Source organism: Kribbella sp. NPDC054772, from assembly GCF_053611945.1.
Genome location: NZ_JBSHBJ010000019.1, coordinates 90,411 through 106,362, shown reverse-complemented (window position 1 = coordinate 106,362; position 15,952 = coordinate 90,411). Strand labels below are relative to the sequence as shown.

Below are 15,952 nucleotides of genomic sequence, written 5' to 3'. Positions count from 1 at the left end.
ACCCAGGGTAGGGCGAGACTCCAGGCCCCGCCCCTCGCGCCGAGCCGGGCAGTTACTGGTTGTAAGGCTGGGCGAGGAGGGGGCGGGTGTTGGTGAGGACCTGTTCGTAGTCGGCGCGGATCTTTTCGGCGTTCACGGTGATGGCCGGCTCGGGCTTGCTGAGGGGGACGTTCCAGGTGGGTGGGGTGTTGGCGCCGGACAGTGCCCAGGCTGCCTGGCGGGCCGCTCCGAGGGCGACGTACTCCGCCGGCTCGGGCAGCACGACGTCGGCGCCGAGCAGGGCCGGGGCGAGGGCTTGGACGGCGCGGGAGCGGGCACCGCCGCCGAGGAGCAGCACGCGGCGGACCGGCAGCCCCTGGTCGCGGAGCGCGTCGACGGCATCCGCCAAGCCGCAGAGCAGACCCTCGACGGCGGCGCGGGCCATCGTCGCAGGCTGCATCGTGGCGCGGGTCAGGCCGTAGATCAGGCCGGTCGAGTGCGGGAGGTCCGGGGTACGCTCGCCGTCCAGGAACGGGAGCAGGACCAGACCGTTGCTGCCGGGCGAGGTGATCGCGGCCTCGTCGAAGGCGGACAGTTCCAGACCGAGCATCTGCGCGGTCGCCGACATCACGCGGGCCGCGTTCAGCGTGCAGACCAGCGGCAGGTACTCGCCGGTGGCGTCCGCGAAGGCGGCGACCAGACCGGACGCGTCCTTCGTCGGGTGCGCGGACCGGGCGAACGCCGTACCGCTCGTGCCGAGGGAGACCGCGACGTCGCCGGGCTGCAGGTCGAGGCCGAGCGCGGCGGCTGCGTTGTCCCCCGTACCGGCCGCGATCGCGGCGCCGAAGGCCGTCTGCCCGACGATCTCCGCCGGGCCGGCCACCCGCGGCAGCTCGAGCGAACGTCCGAACGCGAGCTCGACCAGGTCGGTGCGATAGCTGTCCGTCGACGGCGCCCACCACCCGGTCCCGGAGGCATCGCCCCGGTCGGTGGTGATGCCTTCGATGCCCTTGCGGTCCGCCGCCAGCTGCTGTGTCATCCAGTCGTGCGGCAGTACGACGGCCGCGGCCCGCCGTACCGCCTCGCGACGGGCCTCGCCCAGCGCATCGCCTGCAGGATCGTCTGCGGCCGAATCGCGCAGCCAGCGCAGCTTCGTGACGGTGAAGCTCGGGACCGGCACCGAGCCGACGGCCTCGGCCCACGCCTCGGGGCCGCCCAGCTCGGTGATCAGCTCGGTGGTCGCGTCGGCCGAGCTCGTGTCGTTCCACAGCACGGCCGGGTGAACGACCTCACCAGAGTCGTCCAGCAGCACCATGCCGTGCTGCTGTCCGCCGATCGCGATCGCCTGGACGCCGTCGAGCAGCCCGTCCGACGCGGTCTCCCACGCCTTCCACCACTCCGCCGGGTCCACCTGGGTCGCGTCCGGATGCGGCGCCCGCCCTTCGCGAACGACCGCTCCGGTCTCGGCGTCGCACACCAGAACCTTGGTCGCCTGGGTGGAGCAGTCCACCCCGGCCACCAGCCTCAGCTCAGTCATAGAAGCCAGACTAAAGGGACTCGAGGGTGGCGCGGGCGCCGATCTCGTGGAGGGACTTCAACGCGGCCTTGTACTGCGTGACGAACTGCTCGTCGGACGCCAGCGTGCCGAAGAGGTCCGGGTCCGAGATGAACACCAGCGGATCCTCGCGGTTGTGCTGCGCACGTTCGACCAGCTTGTCGCGCAACCGGTCGACCACCTCGATCGGCTGACCTTCCTCGTCGACGCCCTCGGCGTACCGCGCCCAGGACGCGACCACGAGTACCGAGCGGGTGATCTCCCGCCCGGCCGCGAGTTGCTCGCGCACCACCGGCAGCAGCCACTTCGGGATCCGGTCGGAGCTCTCCGCGCACAGCCGCGCGAGCGTGTCCCGTACTTCGGGATTCGCGAATCGCTCGATCAGCTGGTGCTTGTACCGGTCCAGATCCACCCCGGGTACCGGCGGCAACGTCGGCGTACCTTCGTTGTCCATGTAGGCGAGGAGGAAGTCGACGAACAGCTTGTCCTGGCACACCTCGTGCGCATATCGGTAGCCGGACAGGAAACCGAGATAGCACAGCGCCTGGTGCGACGCGTTCAGCAGCCGCAACTTCATCAGCTCGTACGGCTCGACGTCCTCGACGATCTGGACGCCGACATCCTCGTACGGCGGCCGCACGCCACCGAAGTCGTCCTCGAGCACCCACTGCGTGAACGGCTCACACACCACCGGCCAGCCGTCCTCGATCCCGAACCGTTCGGCCAGCGCCTCCCGGTCCGCGTCCGTGGTCACCGGCGTGATCCGGTCGACCATGCAGTTCGGGAACCGCACCTCGGTCTCCAGGAACTCGGCCACTGACGGATCCTTCAGCCGCGCGAAGGACGCGAGCATCTTGCGCGCCACGTGCCCGTTGCCCGGGATGTTGTCGCACGACATCACGGTGAACGGCGGTACGCCGGCTTCGCGCCGCCGGCGCAACGCCTCGACGATGAACCCGAACGCGCTCCCCGGCGTCGCGCCCGGCTCCAGGTCCGCGGCGAGCGCCGGGTCCGAGGTGTCGAGCTCACCGGTCACCTGGTTGACGTGGTACCCGCCCTCGGTGATCGTCAGCGACACGATCCGGGTCGCCGGGTCGACCATCCGGGCCAGCACCGCCTCGCGGTCGTCCGGCGCGAACAGGTACCCGACGATCGACCCGATGACGCGGGGCTCCAGGGTCCCGTCCGGGTGCTTGATCACCAGCGTGTACAGGTGGTCCTGCGCCGCGAGGGCGTCGTACATGCGCCGGTCCTGCGGGAGGACGCCGACGCCGACGATGCCCCAGTCGAGGGCCTTGCCGTCGTTCATCAGCCGGTCCAGGTACATCGCCTGGTGCGCGCGGTGGAAGCCGCCGACGCCGAAGTGCACGATGCCGGGTGTCACCGCCGTCCGGTCGTACGTCGGGACGCCGACCTCATTGCCGAGGGCACCGAGAGCTGTGGTCGTCAGTCTCACTTGACCGCCCCCAGCGACAGACCCTGGACGAGCTTGTCCTGAGCGGCGAACCCGGCGATCAGCACCGGCAGCGACACCACGATCGACGCGGCACAGACTTTGGCGAGGAACAATCCTTGACTTGTCACGAACCCAGTCAAGAACACCGGCGCCGTCTGCGCCACTGTGCCGGTCAGCACTCGGGCAAACAGCAGTTCGTTCCAGCTGAAGATGAAGCAGATCAGTGCGGCCGAGGCGATCCCCGGCGTGACCACCGGTGCGACCACGGATCGCAGCGTGCGGGTCAGCGACGCGCCGTCCACCGAGGCCGCCTCGAGGATCTCCACCGGGACCTCGGACAGGAAGCTGCGCAGCATCCAGACCGCGATCGGCAGGTTCATCGACGTGTACAGGATGATCAGCAGCCAGATGTTGTCCAGGAAGTGCACCGACTGCGCGAAGAGATAGATCGGCAGCAGGCCTGCCACCACCGGCAGCATCTTCGTGGACAGGAAGAAGAACAGCACGTCGGTCCACTTCTTCACCGGCCGGATCGACAGCGCGTACGCCGCCGGGAACGCGAGCAGAAGGACCAGCACCGTGGACAGGATGCTCGCGGTCAACGAGTTCGCGATCGACGGCCAGGGACCGCTGTCGAAGAACGACCGGTACCCGTCCAGCGTCAGCGGCGCGCCCAGGTCCGGCGGGTTCTTCGCCGCGTTCTCCTCGGAGTGGAACGACGTCAGCAACATCCAGACCACCGGTAGCACGAACAGGATCCCGACGATCCACGCCAGCCCGCTCAGGACGAACCCACCACCGCGGTTCTTCTTGCCCGTCACAATCGTGACCTGGCCGCTCAACGTCGTCCTCGCTTCGCTCCGGGCGCCGCTTCGCGACGCGCACTGTGCTTTCTTGTGAATTCGCTTCGCTCATTCACCGACCGGTCTCCTCTCGGAACAGCGTGGACACCGACCGCAGGGCGAACGTCGCGATGGCGATGGTGCCGATCACGACGATCACGCCGGCCGCCGACGCCCGGCCGTAGTCGTGGGCGGTGTAGAAGGTCTGGTAGATCGTGTACGGGAGGTTCGCCGTACCGAGGCCGCCGGACGTGATCGTGAACACCGCGTCGAAGTTCTGGACGACGTAGATCGAGCCGAGCAGCGCGGACAGCTCCAGGTACTGGCGCAGGTGCGGCAGCGTCATGTAGCGGAAGATCTCCCACTGGTTCGCGCCGTCGATCCCGGCCGCCTCGATGACGTCGAGCGGACGGCTCTGCAGACCGGCCAGCAGGATCAGCATCATGAACGGCGTCCACTGCCAGACCAGCGCGAAGATGATCGACCACAGCGGCTGGTTGCTGATCCAGTCCGGCTGCGGGGCGTTCTCACCGAACAACCACTTCAGCACCCCGTTGAACAAGCCGTACGTCGGGTTGTACAGCGCGTGCTTCCACAGCAGCGCGGCGGCGACCGGGACGACCAGGAACGGCGTGATCATCATCGTCCGGACCGCGCCGCGGCCGCGGAACTTGCGGTCCAGCAGGAGCGCGATCGCGAGACCGAGTACGAGGCTGAGCAGCACCACGCCCGCGGTGAGCAGGATCGTCACCAGGATCGCGTGCCGGGTGTTGGCGTCGGTGAGCACCCGGCGGAAGTTGTCCACGCCGGCGAACCCGCGCTCGTCCGGGTAGTAGGCGTTCCAGTCCATGAAGGACACCACGATCGTGACCACGAACGGCAGCTGGGTCACGATGATCATGAACACCAGGGCCGGCAGCAACGGACCGCGCCGGGCCCAGTCGCCGGCCTTGCGCATGATTGTGCCCTCGGAGCCGGGTGGTGCCGCGTGCCGCTTCGGCCGGGTCGCTGTGTCAGGTTTCGCGTCGACGGACATGAACTGCACCCCTCACTTCGCTGCGCGCGAGCGGTACCGCTCCGCGACGTCGTCGGCGAGCTCCTGCCCGCGGTTCAAGGCTTTGTCGACGCTCATCCGCCCGGCGATCGCCGAGCTCACGTCCTGGCTGACCTGGGTCCCGAGATCCGGGAACTCCGGGATGTCGACGAACTGGATCCCGGGCGCCGGCCGTGGCTGCGTGCCGGGGTTGCTCGGGTCCGCGTTCTCGATCGCCTGCTTGGTCGGCTCGGCGAATGCCGCCGCCTCCTTGACGTACTCCGCGTTCGCGTACGTCGACGTGCGTTTGCCGGCCGGAACGTTGGACCAGCCAACCTTCTCGCCGACCAGTTGCTCGTAGTCCTTGCCGGAGGCCCAGGAGATGAACTTCCAGGCGTTGTCCTTCTTCTTCGACGCTTCCTGGATGCCCCACGCCCACGCGTACAGCCAGCCGGAGCTGTCGGTCTTCACGACCGGCGCCGGCGCGTAGCCCATCTTGCCCTTGACCGGCGAGTTCGGTGCCTCCAGCGATCCGGCCGCCGACGTGGCGTCGTACCACATCGCGACGTTGCTCTGGATGGTGTTGTTCAGGCACTCGGTGAACCCGGCCTGCGGCGCGCCGGCCTCGCCGTGCGCGCGGACCAGGTCGACGTAGAACTTGGTGGCCTCGGTGAACGCCGGCGAGTCGACCTGCGCCTGCCAGTCCTGGGTGAACCAGGTGCCGCCGAAGGTGTTCACGACTGTGGTGAGCGGAGCGAACAGCTGGCCCCAGCCGGGCTGGCCGCGCAGGCAGATGCCGCGCATCCCCGGCTTGGCGTTGTCGACCTTGGCCGCGATGTCGGCGACCTCCTGCCAGGTCGGCTTCGCGGGCATCGTCACGCCCTTGGCGGCCAGGATGTCCTTGCGGTACATCAGGAACGAGGACTCGCCGTAGAACGGTTCGCCGTAGATCTTCCCGTCCTCACCGGTCATCGACTGGGTCATCGGTTTCAGGATGTCGCCCTGGTCGAACGCGGAGTCCTTGGCGATGTAGTCCGACAGCGGCGCGATCCACTTGGACTTGGCATAGATCGGGATCTCGAAGTTGCTCACGGACGCGACGTCGTACTGACCGGCCTGGCTGGAGAACTCCTGGCTGATCTTGTCCCGGACGTCGTTCTCCGGCAGCACGGTGAAGTTCACCTTGATGCCGGTCTGCTTGGTGAAGTTCTCGGCGGTCAGTTTCTGCAGGTCGACCATCTGCGGGTTGTTCACCATCAGCACGTTGATGCTGTCCGCGCTGTCACCACCGCCGGCTCCGCCTCCCCAGCCCGCACAGCCGCTGACCGCACTCACCAGGAATGCGACCCCGACCGCTCCGATGCGTTTGCGCCTACTCAGCACGAGCCACTCCCTTGCCGCTCCGCCTCGGGCCCGCTCATTTGAGCACGCCTCCGCTCACAGCATGAGTAGACCGGGAAGCCCCTTGACCTGTCAAGGGTCTGTGCAACACTTGGGTCCACACGTGCTCATATGAGCGGGGAGGCTGTGATGGAGTCGAGCGCTGGTGCCTTCGGGCCGGCTCAGCTGGTACTCACCGCGTCGGTCGCGCGGCGGTACTACGTCGACGGGCGGTCGAAGGTGGAGATCGCGGACGAGTTCCGGCTCAGCCGGTTCAAGGTCGCGCGACTGCTGGACCAGGCGCGCAGCAGCGGGCTGGTGCGGATCGAGATCAGCCACCCGGGCGCGATCGACATCGACCTGTCCGCGCGGCTGCAGGAGTCGCTCGGTCTGCGCCGCGCGATCGTGGTGGACACCCCCGAGGTCGACGAGCCGGCGTTGCGGACCCAGCTCGGCAAGGCCGCGGCTGATCTACTTTCCGAGATCGTCACGGCCGAGGACGTGCTCGGCCTCGCGTGGGCGCGGGCGGTGACCGCGATGACCGAGCAGCTCACCACGCTCGCGCCGGTGCCGGTGGTCCAGCTGACCGGTGCCCTGACCCGTCCCGATGTCGAGGCGAACTCGGTGGAGCTCGTACGTCACACCGCTCGCCTGTCCGGCGGTCCGGCGTACCTGTTCTATGCGCCGCTCGTGGTGCCGGATGCGGCGACGGCTCGCGCGCTCCGGCAGCAGCCCGAGGTGGCCGAGGCGATCAGCCATTTCGACTCGGTGTCGAAGGCTGTCGTCGGGCTCGGGTCGTGGTCGGCCGGACAGTCGACGCTGTACGACGCGATGGACGAGAAGGCCTGTGAACAGCTGGCCAAACGCGGCGTCGTCGCGGACATCTCCGGGGTGTTCGTCGACGCGGACGGTCAGGCCGTACAGAGCCGCGTCACCGACCGGGTGATCGCGATCAACGCGGAACAGATGGACAAGATCGACGAGGTGATCGCGATTCCGTACGGTCTGGCCAAGGTCGCGGCGGTGCGCGCCGCCGTCCGCAGCGGGCTGGTCAACGGGATCGTTACCCACGCACCCCTGGCGAAGGCACTGCTCGACGAGTCACACTGACCGGCGATGCCTGCTGAGGTGGAGACCCAGTTGCTCGGCGGTACGGCGAACCGCGGCCTGGTCGTGCGGGTCGGGGACACCGTCCGGCGGCCGCTGCGTGCCAGCAGTACGGCGACCCACGCGCTGCTGGAGCACCTGGAGAGTGCCGGGTTCACGGGCGCGCCGACGTACCTGGGGATCGACTCGCAGGGGCGCGAGGTGCTGTCGTACTTGCCGGGTGAGACCGTCACTGCGCCGTACCCGGACTGGTCGATGACCGACGCGGCGCTGGACAGTGTGGCCCTGCTGCTGCGGGACTATCACGACGCGGTGGCGGACTTCCGGCCGGTCGGACTCGAGTGGGCCGAGCCGGTGCCGTCCGGTTACGTCACCGGGCTGATCAGCCACAACGACCCGAACCTCGACAACGTGGTGTTCCGGGACGGCGTCGCGGTCGCGCTGATCGACTTCGATCTCGCCGGGCCCGGGTCGGCGCTGTGGGACGTCGCGACCGCGGTGCGGTTGTGGGCGCCGCTGCGTCCGGACGCGGATATTCACGACGTACGCCGAGGTCGGTCGGCGGCTCGTTTGCGGCGCTTCGCGGACACCTACGGGTTGACCCAGGCGGACCGGGTGCGGTTGGTGGACGCGGCAGCCGACAACCACGTCTGGTGCATGGACTACGTACGCCGCGGCGCCGAGACCGGGCACCCGTGGTTCCACCAACGCTGGACCACCGGCGAGTCTGACCTCACCGACCGCACCAACACCTGGTTCAAGAGTCAGAACGACGTACTTCGACAGGCTCTGCTATGACGCCGTTGCGCTCCCGAACTGCCTGTACCTCGGCTTCGACGCGGCCTTCCCAATAGCTCTCCTGCATGCGCCGAATCCAGCTCGGGAAGAAGACCACCGAACCTGTCGGGAGCCACGGCAGGTAGGCGTCGGACAGCAGGGTCAGAACGAAGCCGGCGGCCGTCAGCCCGACGATCACGGTCCAGCCTTTCCGGCAGATCCACGGACCGTCGTTCGCTATCAGCCCGCGCCGGGTGACCGCCCCGACCGCCAGCAGCACAGCCGAGGCCGCGACCACGGCCACCAGTCCGCCGAAGACCCATCCGTGCACGTCACCCCAAGCACCGTGCCGCGCAAGCATCTGCACGACGCCCCCGGTCATTCCGATCGCCGCCAGCCCGTACGCCACGGCCCCCAGTTTCATCTTCGGCACACCTGATTATCGCCACACGGGATTGGCTGTTACTGCAGGAAGTGGAAGAGAATGTGCCGGTGCGTTCACGGGTGGTGTTGCTGGCAGGGCCTTCGGGGGCGGGGAAGTCGCGCCTGGCGGAGCAGGTCGGGCTGCCCGTGGTCCGGCTGGACGACTTCTACCGCGACGGCGACGACGAGGCCATGCCGCGTTCCCCGCTCGGCATCGTCGACTGGGACGACCCGCGCTCCTGGGACGGTGACCGCGCCGTCGCGGCCCTCGAGGAGCTGTGTACGACGGGATCGGCCGACCTCCCGATCTACGACATCGCCGCCGACGGCACCGTCGGCCACCGCCCGGTCAGCACCGGCGACGCCCCACTCCTCGTTGCCGAAGGCATCTTCGCCGACCAGATCACCGGCGCACTCGCCGAACGCGGCCTGCTCGCCACGGGGATCTGCGTCCGGCACCACCGGCTCGTCACGTTCGCGCGGCGGTTCCAGCGCGACCTCCGCGAGCGCCGGAAACCTCCGCTGACGCTGCTCCGGCGCGGGTTGCTGCTGCTCCGCGACGATCCGCAGGTGGTCCGCCGCTGCGTCGAGGCCGGCTGCACACCGATGCACCCGAAGGCCGCCCGGCGGGCGATCGAGACGCTTCTCACGCGGTCCGCGTCTCAGTAAATCAAGACTGTTCGCCTGGAGTTCACCAACTTCTGATGCCATCGGCCTCGGATTGGTCGGATGCGCTCGGGGGCGAGTGGCCGGACGGAGAGGGACCGTGAAGCGGACTGCGCCAGGCGTTGCCGTTGTAGTAACCGCAGTACTGCTGTCAGTCACCGCCTGCGGGAGTGAGGACGGCACGTCGTCCGGTGGCGTCCAGACGCCACCCGCGAGGCATTCCGCGCTGAACGGTCCGGCCGAGAAGGCCGCGAGAGGTTCCCTGGCCGCGCTCGCCGCGCTCCCCCGCGGGTACGTCGCGGACTCGCGCAACGGCACCGGCCCGTTCACCGCGACCGCCTTCCTGAACACGTGGTCCGCCAACCCGGCCCTGGACCGCGCCCTGCTGCTGAACGCGGGCTTCGTCGAGGGGTACCGGGCGACCCGGCTGAGCCCCGACAAGAAGAAGCGCTACACCTTGCAACTGTTCAAGACCAGCTCCGCCGCGAAGGCGAAGGCCCTGCAGAAGGGGCTGTGGAGCCAGGACACCCACGACCACCCGTTCGACCTCCCCGACGCCCTCTCGGACGCCCGGGTCGAGTACGACGGCGCCGCCGACCAGTCCGTAGCCATCGCCGAAGCCAGCCTCACCATCGGCCCCATCGTCGCCGAACTAACCATCCGCGAAGCGGCCCCCCTCGGCACCACCCTCACCCCCGACACCCCCCTCATCACCGCCCTCACCAAAGAACAACAAACCCGCCTAACCACCACCTCCAGCTAACCCAACCGCCCCGCCCCGCCGGCATGCAGTTGGCCACGGTCGCGTACGAGGGGTTATCCCCTCGTCTTGGGGGTCTCCCCTCCCATACCAGCGGAGACCCCCCCACCCGAGCGGTTATCCCCTCCCGCACTCGGCTCCGACCCACAGCGCCCACACCTCGGCGCGCACCCGGGCCCCGCCTGCACCACGGCCCCCGCCGACAGCGCCCGCATTCCGCCGCGCGCCCACACCGCCCGCAGCCGACCACCGCCGTACGAGGGGATATCCCCTCGCCTTAGGGCTTCTCCACTCTCACACCAACAGAGAACCCCCACCTCGAGCGGATAACCCCTCCCGCGCAGACATCCCCTCCCGCGCGGTTTCCCCTCGCGCGACTTCCCACCGCGCGACGGATCGGCGAAGCCTGCGCCGGCCGGGGCTGGGGTGTGCTGGTCCGCAGGCCGCACCCACGCCCGGCCGCCGCGCGTCGCCCCGGCCCCCGACTGGCGACCGACGCACGAGGGGATATCCCCTCGTCTTGGGGGTTCTCCCCTGCCATACCAGCAGAGAACCCCCCCCACCCGAGCGGTTATCCCCTCCCGCACATGGCTCCCACCCACAGCGCCCGCACCCCGCCGCGCGCCCACACCGCCCGCAGCCGACCACCGCCGTACGAGGGGATATCCCCTCGTCTTGGGGCTTCTCCCATGCCATACCAGCAGAGAACCCCCGCCTCGAGCGGATAACCCCTCCCGGACGGGCATCCCGTCCCGCGCGCCGGCGTCCGCTCCCGGTCGTACATCCGCTCCCGGTCTTACATCGGCTTCCGGTTGGATGTCCCGTCGCGCGGCGGAGCGGAGGGGCTTGTGGCGGCTGGAGGGGCGGGAGCTGCAGGTCGACAGGAGGTGTCGGGGGTGGGGGTAGTGCACTTGAGCGTGAACGGGGTCGCGCGTACGGCGTATAGCGGGTGCACTACCTGTCGAGCTGCCGATCGCCCGGGCGAGATGGGGTCGCGTGGGGGCTACCTGGGGTGGGGTCTGCGAGCCAGCGCGGGAGCGGCATGCGGCTCTTAGCGTCTGGTGGGTGGAGAAGATTGCGGCGCGTTGTGGTGCGGTGAACTGGATCGTTGGGGTTGGGCAGTTCTTCGTGGTGATGGTGGTGGTGCAACTGGCGTGGAAGACGCCGTACAGCTGGGGATCCAACAACATCAGCGATCTCGGGAACGTGCACTGTGGGCACTTCAACGGGCGCTATGTCTGTTCGCCGCTGCACCCAGTGATGAATGTGTCGTTCGCCGCCGGCGGGGTGTTGATGATCCTCGGCACGGTGCTCACACACACCGCCTGGCCGCAGACGGTCGCAGCCTGGACGGTGCGGCTGCTGCTGGTGGCGACCGGCGCCGGGTGGATGGTGGCTGGGTTGTCGCCGGCCGACGTCAACGAGGATCTGCACGTGCTGGGCGGCGCGTTCCCGATCTTCGCCTTCGGCAACCTCGCGCTACTGCTGACCGGCTTCCTCCGGACCGGACCGCTGGCAAGCATCAGGCGGTACGGCGTCGGACTCGGCGCGCTCGGGATGAGCTCGATGGTCCTGCACTTCACCCACCACGGGTTGGGGCTGGGCGTCGGCGGGATGGAACGGGTGACCGCCTTCGCCCTGCCCCTGCGGCTGATCCTCGCTGGTCAGGCGGTGACGCGGTCGATGACCAGTGGGCCCGGCTCGTAGGCGTCTGCGACCGCTACCGCGTCGGTCAGGGACTCGAGCGCGCGCTCGATCCGTGACGGGTCGTCCGTGTGCAAGGTGAGCAACGGCTGGCCTTCCTGGATTCGGTCGCCCGGCTTCGCGTGCATCTCGACGCCCGCCACCGCCGACACCGGGTCCTCCTTACGAGCCCGCCCGGCGCCAAGTCGCCACGCAGCGACCCCCACCGCGAGCGCGTCGAGCTTCGACAGCACCCCAGAAGCAGGAGCAGGTACGACGTGTTGCTCGGGAGCGACCGGCAGTTCGGCAGCGGGATCCCCGCCCTGCGCCGCGATCATGGCCCGCCACACGTCCATCGCCGTACCGTCCCGGAGCTTTTCCGCGGGGTCGACGTCCGTGACGCCGACCGCGGTGAGCATCTCGGCGGCGAGGGCAATGGTCAGCTCGACCACATCGGCCGGTCCGCCGCCGGCCAGTACGTCGACCGACTCGCGGACCTCCAGCGCGTTCCCGGCGGTCAGCCCGAGCGGCACGGACATGTCGGTGAGCAGCGCCACCGTCTTCACCCCGGCATCGGTGCCGAGCGCAACCATCGTCTCGGCGAGCTCCCGAGCGTCCGCCAGGTGCTTCATGAACGCCCCGGAGCCGACCTTCACGTCCAGCACCAGCGCCCCGGTGCCCTCCGCGATCTTCTTGCTCATGATCGAGCTGGCGATCAACGGAATCGCCTCGACCGTACCGGTCACGTCCCGCAGCGCGTACAGCTTCTTGTCCGCCGGGGCCAGCCCGTCACCCGCCGCGCAGATCACCGCGCCGACGTCCTCGAGCTGCCGCATCATCTCGTCGTTCGACAGCGCGGCGCGCCAGCCCGGGATCGACTCCAGCTTGTCCAGCGTCCCGCCGGTGTGCCCGAGGCCGCGCCCGGACAACTGCGGTACGGCGACCCCGCAGGCCGCCACCAACGGGGCCAACGGCAACGTGATCTTGTCCCCGACCCCGCCGGTCGAGTGCTTGTCCGCGGTCGGCCGGGACAGCGTGCTGAAGTCCAGCCGCTCACCGGACGCGATCATCGCCGCGGTCCAGCGGGCGATCTCGCGCCGGTTCATGCCCTTGATCAGGATCGCCATCGCGAGCGCGGACATCTGCTCGTGCGCGACGTGCCCGCGGGTGTAGGCGTCGATCACCCAGTCGATCTGCCCGTCGCTCAGCTCCCCGGCGTCCCGCTTGGCCCGGATGACGTCCACCACGTCGAAACTCATCAGTTCTCCAAGTCCTCCGGCCCGAACGCGTCGGGCAACAACTCACGCAGGGCCCGCGGACCGCTCGGCGTTTCCAGCAGCAGTCCCGGACCGCCGTTCTCGTGCAGCAACTGCCGGCAGCGCCCGCACGGCGTCAGCAGATCTCCGTGCCGGTCCACGCAGGTGAACGCCACCAGCCGCCCGCCACCGGTCCGGTGCAGCTCCGACACCAGCCCACACTCGGCGCACAGCGTGATCCCGAAGGAGGCGTTCTCGACGTTGCACCCGGCAACTACCCGGCCGTCGTCGACCAGCGCCGCCGCACCGACCGGGAAGCCCGAGTACGGCGCGTAGGCCCGGCCCATCACCTCGAGGGCGGTGGCCCGGAGGAGCTCCCAGTCGACCGGGCCCGCGCCGCCGTCGGGACTACTCGGTGACGTAGGGCTCACCATCGGCCTTTGGAGCTCTCACCCGACCCACCAGACCGGCCACGGCGATGATCGTCGCCAGGTACGGCGCCATCAGCAGCAACTGCCCCGGGATCGGCGTCTGGATGATCTGCAACTGCGACTGCAACTGGGTCGCGAACCCGAAGAACAACGCGGCGATCGTCGCGCCGATCGGGTGCCAGCGGCCCATGATCAGCGCGGCCAGCGCGATGAACCCGTTGCCCGCGGTCATCTCCTTGCTGAACGAACCGGCGTACCCGACGGTGAAGAACGCGCCGCCGAGACCGGCCAGGATGCCGCCCGCGAGCACCGCGGAGTACCGGATCCGCTTGACCCTGATACCGACCGTGTCGGCGGCCTTCGGGTGCTCGCCGACCGCACGGATCCGCAGGCCCCAGCGGGTCTGGAACAGCACGAACGTGACGACCACGACCGCGATGTACATCAGGTACACCAGGATCGTCTGGTTGAACAGGATCGGGCCGATGAACGGGATGTCGCCGAGCCCCGGGATCTTGATCGCCGACAGCACCTCGGGGTTGTTCAGCTTGCCCGAGTCGCTCTGCAGGAACTGGTCGAACAGGAAGCCGGTGATACCGGTCGCGAACACCACCAGGACGACGCCGAGCACGACCTGGTTGACCAGGTACTTGATCGAGAACACGGCCAGCAGCGCCGCCATCAGTACCCCGGTCGCGGCCGCCGCGATCAGGGCCACCGCGCCGCTGCCCGTCGTACTCGAGACGACCGCCGCGGTGAACGCGCCGACCAGGAACTGGCCCTCGATCGCGATGTTGATGACGCCGGCCCGCTCGCACATCACGCCGGCCAGCGCGCCGAGGATCAGCGGCGTCGCGAAGTTCAGCGTGCCCTGGAACTGGTTGGCCAGCGGGAAGGTCTTCCCGGCCGCCGCCCAGCACAGGAACGCGCCGATGAAGCAGATCCCGAGCAGAGTCGCCAGGTAGCCGGAGTACGACTGCGGAACCCGGCGGAGCAGGAACGCGCCGGCCGCGATCACGCCGAAGATGGCGAGCACCAGCGCGGTGAACTGGGCCGGGACGCCGAGCAGGTTGTGCTGCAGGTCGCCCGAGACCAGCTGGAAGGTCGCCTTGCCGCCCTTGGTGAAGATCGCCAGACCGAGCCCGATCAGCGCGAACAGCACCATCAGGGAACCGACGCGCAACCGCCGGGTCCGCTCCGCCGGCCCCTCGATGACCTGCGGCTTCTCCGCTGCCTCGGGTACGGCGTCGGGAGTCGTCTCGCTCATCCGTTCCACCCCTTCGCGAGAACCGGGCCGGTACCGCGTTCCTTCGGCAGGAACCGGAAGATCGAGCGCACCAGCGCCGGAGCCGCGACGAACAGCACGATCACGGCCTGCAGGACAGTGGTCAGGGTCAGCGGGGTCTGCGTGATCAGCTGCATCTGCAGACCGCCCGCGTTCAGCGCGCCGAACAACAGACCGGCGAGCACGGTGCCGAACGGCGTACCGCGGCCGAGCAGCGCGACCGTGATCGCGTCGAACCCGACCGACGCCGCGACACCGTCTGTCAGCGGTAGATCCGTACCCAACACTTGCTGGGTGCCGGCCAGACCGGCCAGCGCACCGGCCACCACCATCGCGATCACGTAGGCGCGGCCGACCGACATCCCGGCGGTCCGGGACGCGTCAGGATTCGCACCGACCGCCCGCAGTTCGAACCCGATCGTGGACCGGTTCAGCAGCCACCAGACGAAGACCGCGGCCAGCACCGAGAGGATGAATCCGCCGTGCAGCCGGGTGCCCCCGAACTGCGGGTACTGCGCGTTCGCGTCGACGATCGGCGAGATCGGGTCCGTACGACCCGGCCGGCGGAACGTCGACGTGGTGAGCAGCCAGGCCAGCAGGTAGATCGCGACGTAGTTCAGCATGATCGTCACGATCACCTCGTGCGCACCGGTCCGCGCCTTCAGGAAGCCGACGACGCCGCCCCAGATCGCGCCACCGAGCAGCCCGGCGAGAATCGCCACGATCAGGTGCAGGCCCGCCGGCAGGTGCCACGCGAACCCGACGTACGCGGCGAAGATCGCGCCCATGATCAGCTGGCCCTGGGCACCGATGTTGAACAGACCGGTGCGGAAGGCGAGCGAGACCGCGAGACCGCCGCAGATCAGCGGAGTTGCCTGGGTCAACGATTCGCTGATCGGTGTCAGCCCGCCGAACGCGCCGACCGCGAGTGCCTTGTACGCGTCACCGACCGCGCTCAGGGCGGCCGAGACGGTGTCCATCGGCGCGGCGCCGAAGTACTTGACCGCGGCCTGCACCTGATCGTCGCTGACGATGATCAGGATCGCCCCGACCAGCAGCGCCAGCACGATCGCGCTCAGCGAGACCAGGCCCTGCACCACCCAGTTCGGCAGGCCGGACTGCTTCGGCTCCTTGGCCGGCGCGGGCGCCGGCACGGCATCTGTCTCAGTGCTCATCAGATGGTTCCCAACGTGGTCGGGTGTTCGATCGCCTCGTCGTGGGGGGGGGGGGTGGGGGCGGGGGGCCCGGCACCGACCCCCTCGGGGGCGGGGGGGGGCGGGCGGGAGCGGCCGGCCACCCGCGCGGGGGCGTAAACACCC

At 69.2% G+C, this 15,952-nt stretch carries 15 protein-coding genes; 5 read left to right on the top strand and 10 right to left on the bottom strand.

Annotation, left to right across the window (positions count from 1 at the left end; translation table 11 throughout):
• Positions 1–52: 52 nt before the first annotated feature.
• The 5 genes from ACWGID_RS26465 to ACWGID_RS26445 form a co-directional block, all read right to left on the bottom strand.
• The gene (locus ACWGID_RS26465; RefSeq protein WP_452200909.1) at positions 53–1,516 is read right to left on the bottom strand and encodes an FGGY family carbohydrate kinase; all 1,464 of its coding nucleotides are present in this window, start codon (positions 1,514–1,516) and stop codon (positions 53–55) included.
• Between the two features lie 10 nt (positions 1,517–1,526).
• Entirely contained in the window at positions 1,527–2,990 is a 1,464-nt protein-coding gene (locus tag ACWGID_RS26460) for a mannitol dehydrogenase family protein (protein ID WP_452200907.1), read from the bottom strand.
• Entirely contained in the window at positions 2,987–3,832 is an 846-nt protein-coding gene (locus ACWGID_RS26455; protein ID WP_452200905.1) for a carbohydrate ABC transporter permease, read from the bottom strand. Before ACWGID_RS26455 ends, ACWGID_RS26460 begins: the two co-directional genes overlap by 4 nt.
• 73 nt (positions 3,833–3,905) lie before the next feature.
• Positions 3,906–4,868: a carbohydrate ABC transporter permease gene (locus tag ACWGID_RS26450; protein WP_452200904.1), complete on the bottom strand. Its 963-nt coding sequence runs from the start codon at positions 4,866–4,868 to the stop codon at positions 3,906–3,908.
• Positions 4,869–4,880: 12 nt separating this feature from the next.
• Positions 4,881–6,248, bottom strand: coding sequence for an ABC transporter substrate-binding protein (locus tag ACWGID_RS26445; protein ID WP_452200902.1), 1,368 nt, complete (start codon positions 6,246–6,248; stop codon positions 4,881–4,883).
• Positions 6,249–6,395: 147 nt separating this feature from the next.
• On the opposite strand from ACWGID_RS26445, the gene ACWGID_RS26440 reads away from it, so the two are divergent.
• Both ACWGID_RS26440 and ACWGID_RS26435 read left to right on the top strand, forming a co-directional pair.
• Entirely contained in the window at positions 6,396–7,355 is a 960-nt protein-coding gene (locus ACWGID_RS26440; RefSeq protein ID WP_452200900.1) for a sugar-binding transcriptional regulator, read from the top strand.
• A 6-nt stretch (positions 7,356–7,361) separates the two neighbouring features.
• A complete protein-coding gene (locus tag ACWGID_RS26435; RefSeq protein WP_452200898.1) occupies positions 7,362–8,150 on the top strand; it encodes a phosphotransferase in 789 nt (262 codons plus the stop codon).
• On the opposite strand, the gene ACWGID_RS26430 is transcribed toward ACWGID_RS26435, so the two are convergent.
• Positions 8,110–8,553 carry a hypothetical protein gene (locus ACWGID_RS26430; protein WP_452200896.1) on the bottom strand — a complete coding sequence of 148 codons (444 nt, stop codon included), beginning with the start codon at positions 8,551–8,553 and terminating at the stop codon, positions 8,110–8,112. The genes ACWGID_RS26435 and ACWGID_RS26430 overlap by 41 nt on opposite strands.
• A gap of 68 nt (positions 8,554–8,621) precedes the next feature.
• Between ACWGID_RS26430 and ACWGID_RS26425 the strand changes: the two genes are divergently transcribed.
• The 3 genes from ACWGID_RS26425 to ACWGID_RS26415 all read left to right on the top strand — a co-directional run bounded on the left by ACWGID_RS26425 (position 8,622) and on the right by ACWGID_RS26415 (position 11,685).
• Positions 8,622–9,221, top strand: a complete 600-nt coding sequence (locus tag ACWGID_RS26425) for a uridine kinase family protein (protein WP_452200894.1) — start codon at positions 8,622–8,624, stop codon at positions 9,219–9,221.
• 97 nt (positions 9,222–9,318) lie between these two features.
• Positions 9,319–9,981, top strand: a complete 663-nt coding sequence (locus ACWGID_RS26420; protein ID WP_452200892.1) for a hypothetical protein — start codon at positions 9,319–9,321, stop codon at positions 9,979–9,981.
• Between the two features lie 1,062 nt (positions 9,982–11,043).
• A complete protein-coding gene (locus tag ACWGID_RS26415) occupies positions 11,044–11,685 on the top strand; it encodes a DUF998 domain-containing protein (protein WP_452200890.1) in 642 nt (213 codons plus the stop codon).
• Here ACWGID_RS26415 and ACWGID_RS26410 read toward each other — a convergent pair.
• From ACWGID_RS26410 to ACWGID_RS26395, 4 genes are read right to left on the bottom strand one after another with little or no spacing between them, the layout of a single operon-like run.
• Entirely contained in the window at positions 11,643–12,920 is a 1,278-nt protein-coding gene (locus ACWGID_RS26410; RefSeq protein WP_452200888.1) for a thymidine phosphorylase, read from the bottom strand. The two genes, ACWGID_RS26415 and ACWGID_RS26410, sit on opposite strands and share 43 nt — an antisense overlap.
• The gene (locus ACWGID_RS26405; protein ID WP_452200886.1) at positions 12,920–13,351 is read right to left on the bottom strand and encodes a cytidine deaminase; all 432 of its coding nucleotides are present in this window, start codon (positions 13,349–13,351) and stop codon (positions 12,920–12,922) included. The genes ACWGID_RS26410 and ACWGID_RS26405 overlap by 1 nt, the downstream gene beginning before the upstream one ends.
• The gene (locus ACWGID_RS26400) at positions 13,326–14,615 is read right to left on the bottom strand and encodes an ABC transporter permease (protein ID WP_452200884.1); all 1,290 of its coding nucleotides are present in this window, start codon (positions 14,613–14,615) and stop codon (positions 13,326–13,328) included. The genes ACWGID_RS26405 and ACWGID_RS26400 overlap by 26 nt, the downstream gene beginning before the upstream one ends.
• The gene (locus ACWGID_RS26395; protein WP_452200882.1) at positions 14,612–15,808 is read right to left on the bottom strand and encodes an ABC transporter permease; all 1,197 of its coding nucleotides are present in this window, start codon (positions 15,806–15,808) and stop codon (positions 14,612–14,614) included. Before ACWGID_RS26395 ends, ACWGID_RS26400 begins: the two co-directional genes overlap by 4 nt.
• Positions 15,809–15,952 lie beyond the last annotated feature (144 nt).

Coding starts and splice junctions, on each gene's coding strand:
- ACWGID_RS26465 (WP_452200909.1), bottom strand. CDS start 1,516: ATGACTGAGCTGAGGCTGGTGGCCGGGGTGGACTGCTCCACCCAGGCG.
- ACWGID_RS26450 (WP_452200904.1), bottom strand. CDS start 4,868: ATGTCCGTCGACGCGAAACCTGACACAGCGACCCGGCCGAAGCGGCAC.
- ACWGID_RS26440 (WP_452200900.1), top strand. CDS start 6,396: ATGGAGTCGAGCGCTGGTGCCTTCGGGCCGGCTCAGCTGGTACTCACC.
- ACWGID_RS26435 (WP_452200898.1), top strand. CDS start 7,362: ATGCCTGCTGAGGTGGAGACCCAGTTGCTCGGCGGTACGGCGAACCGC.
- ACWGID_RS26430 (WP_452200896.1), bottom strand. CDS start 8,553: ATGAAACTGGGGGCCGTGGCGTACGGGCTGGCGGCGATCGGAATGACC.
- ACWGID_RS26410 (WP_452200888.1), bottom strand. CDS start 12,920: ATGAGTTTCGACGTGGTGGACGTCATCCGGGCCAAGCGGGACGCCGGG.
- ACWGID_RS26405 (WP_452200886.1), bottom strand. CDS start 13,351: ATGGTGAGCCCTACGTCACCGAGTAGTCCCGACGGCGGCGCGGGCCCG.
- ACWGID_RS26400 (WP_452200884.1), bottom strand. CDS start 14,615: ATGAGCGAGACGACTCCCGACGCCGTACCCGAGGCAGCGGAGAAGCCG.
- ACWGID_RS26395 (WP_452200882.1), bottom strand. CDS start 15,808: ATGAGCACTGAGACAGATGCCGTGCCGGCGCCCGCGCCGGCCAAGGAG.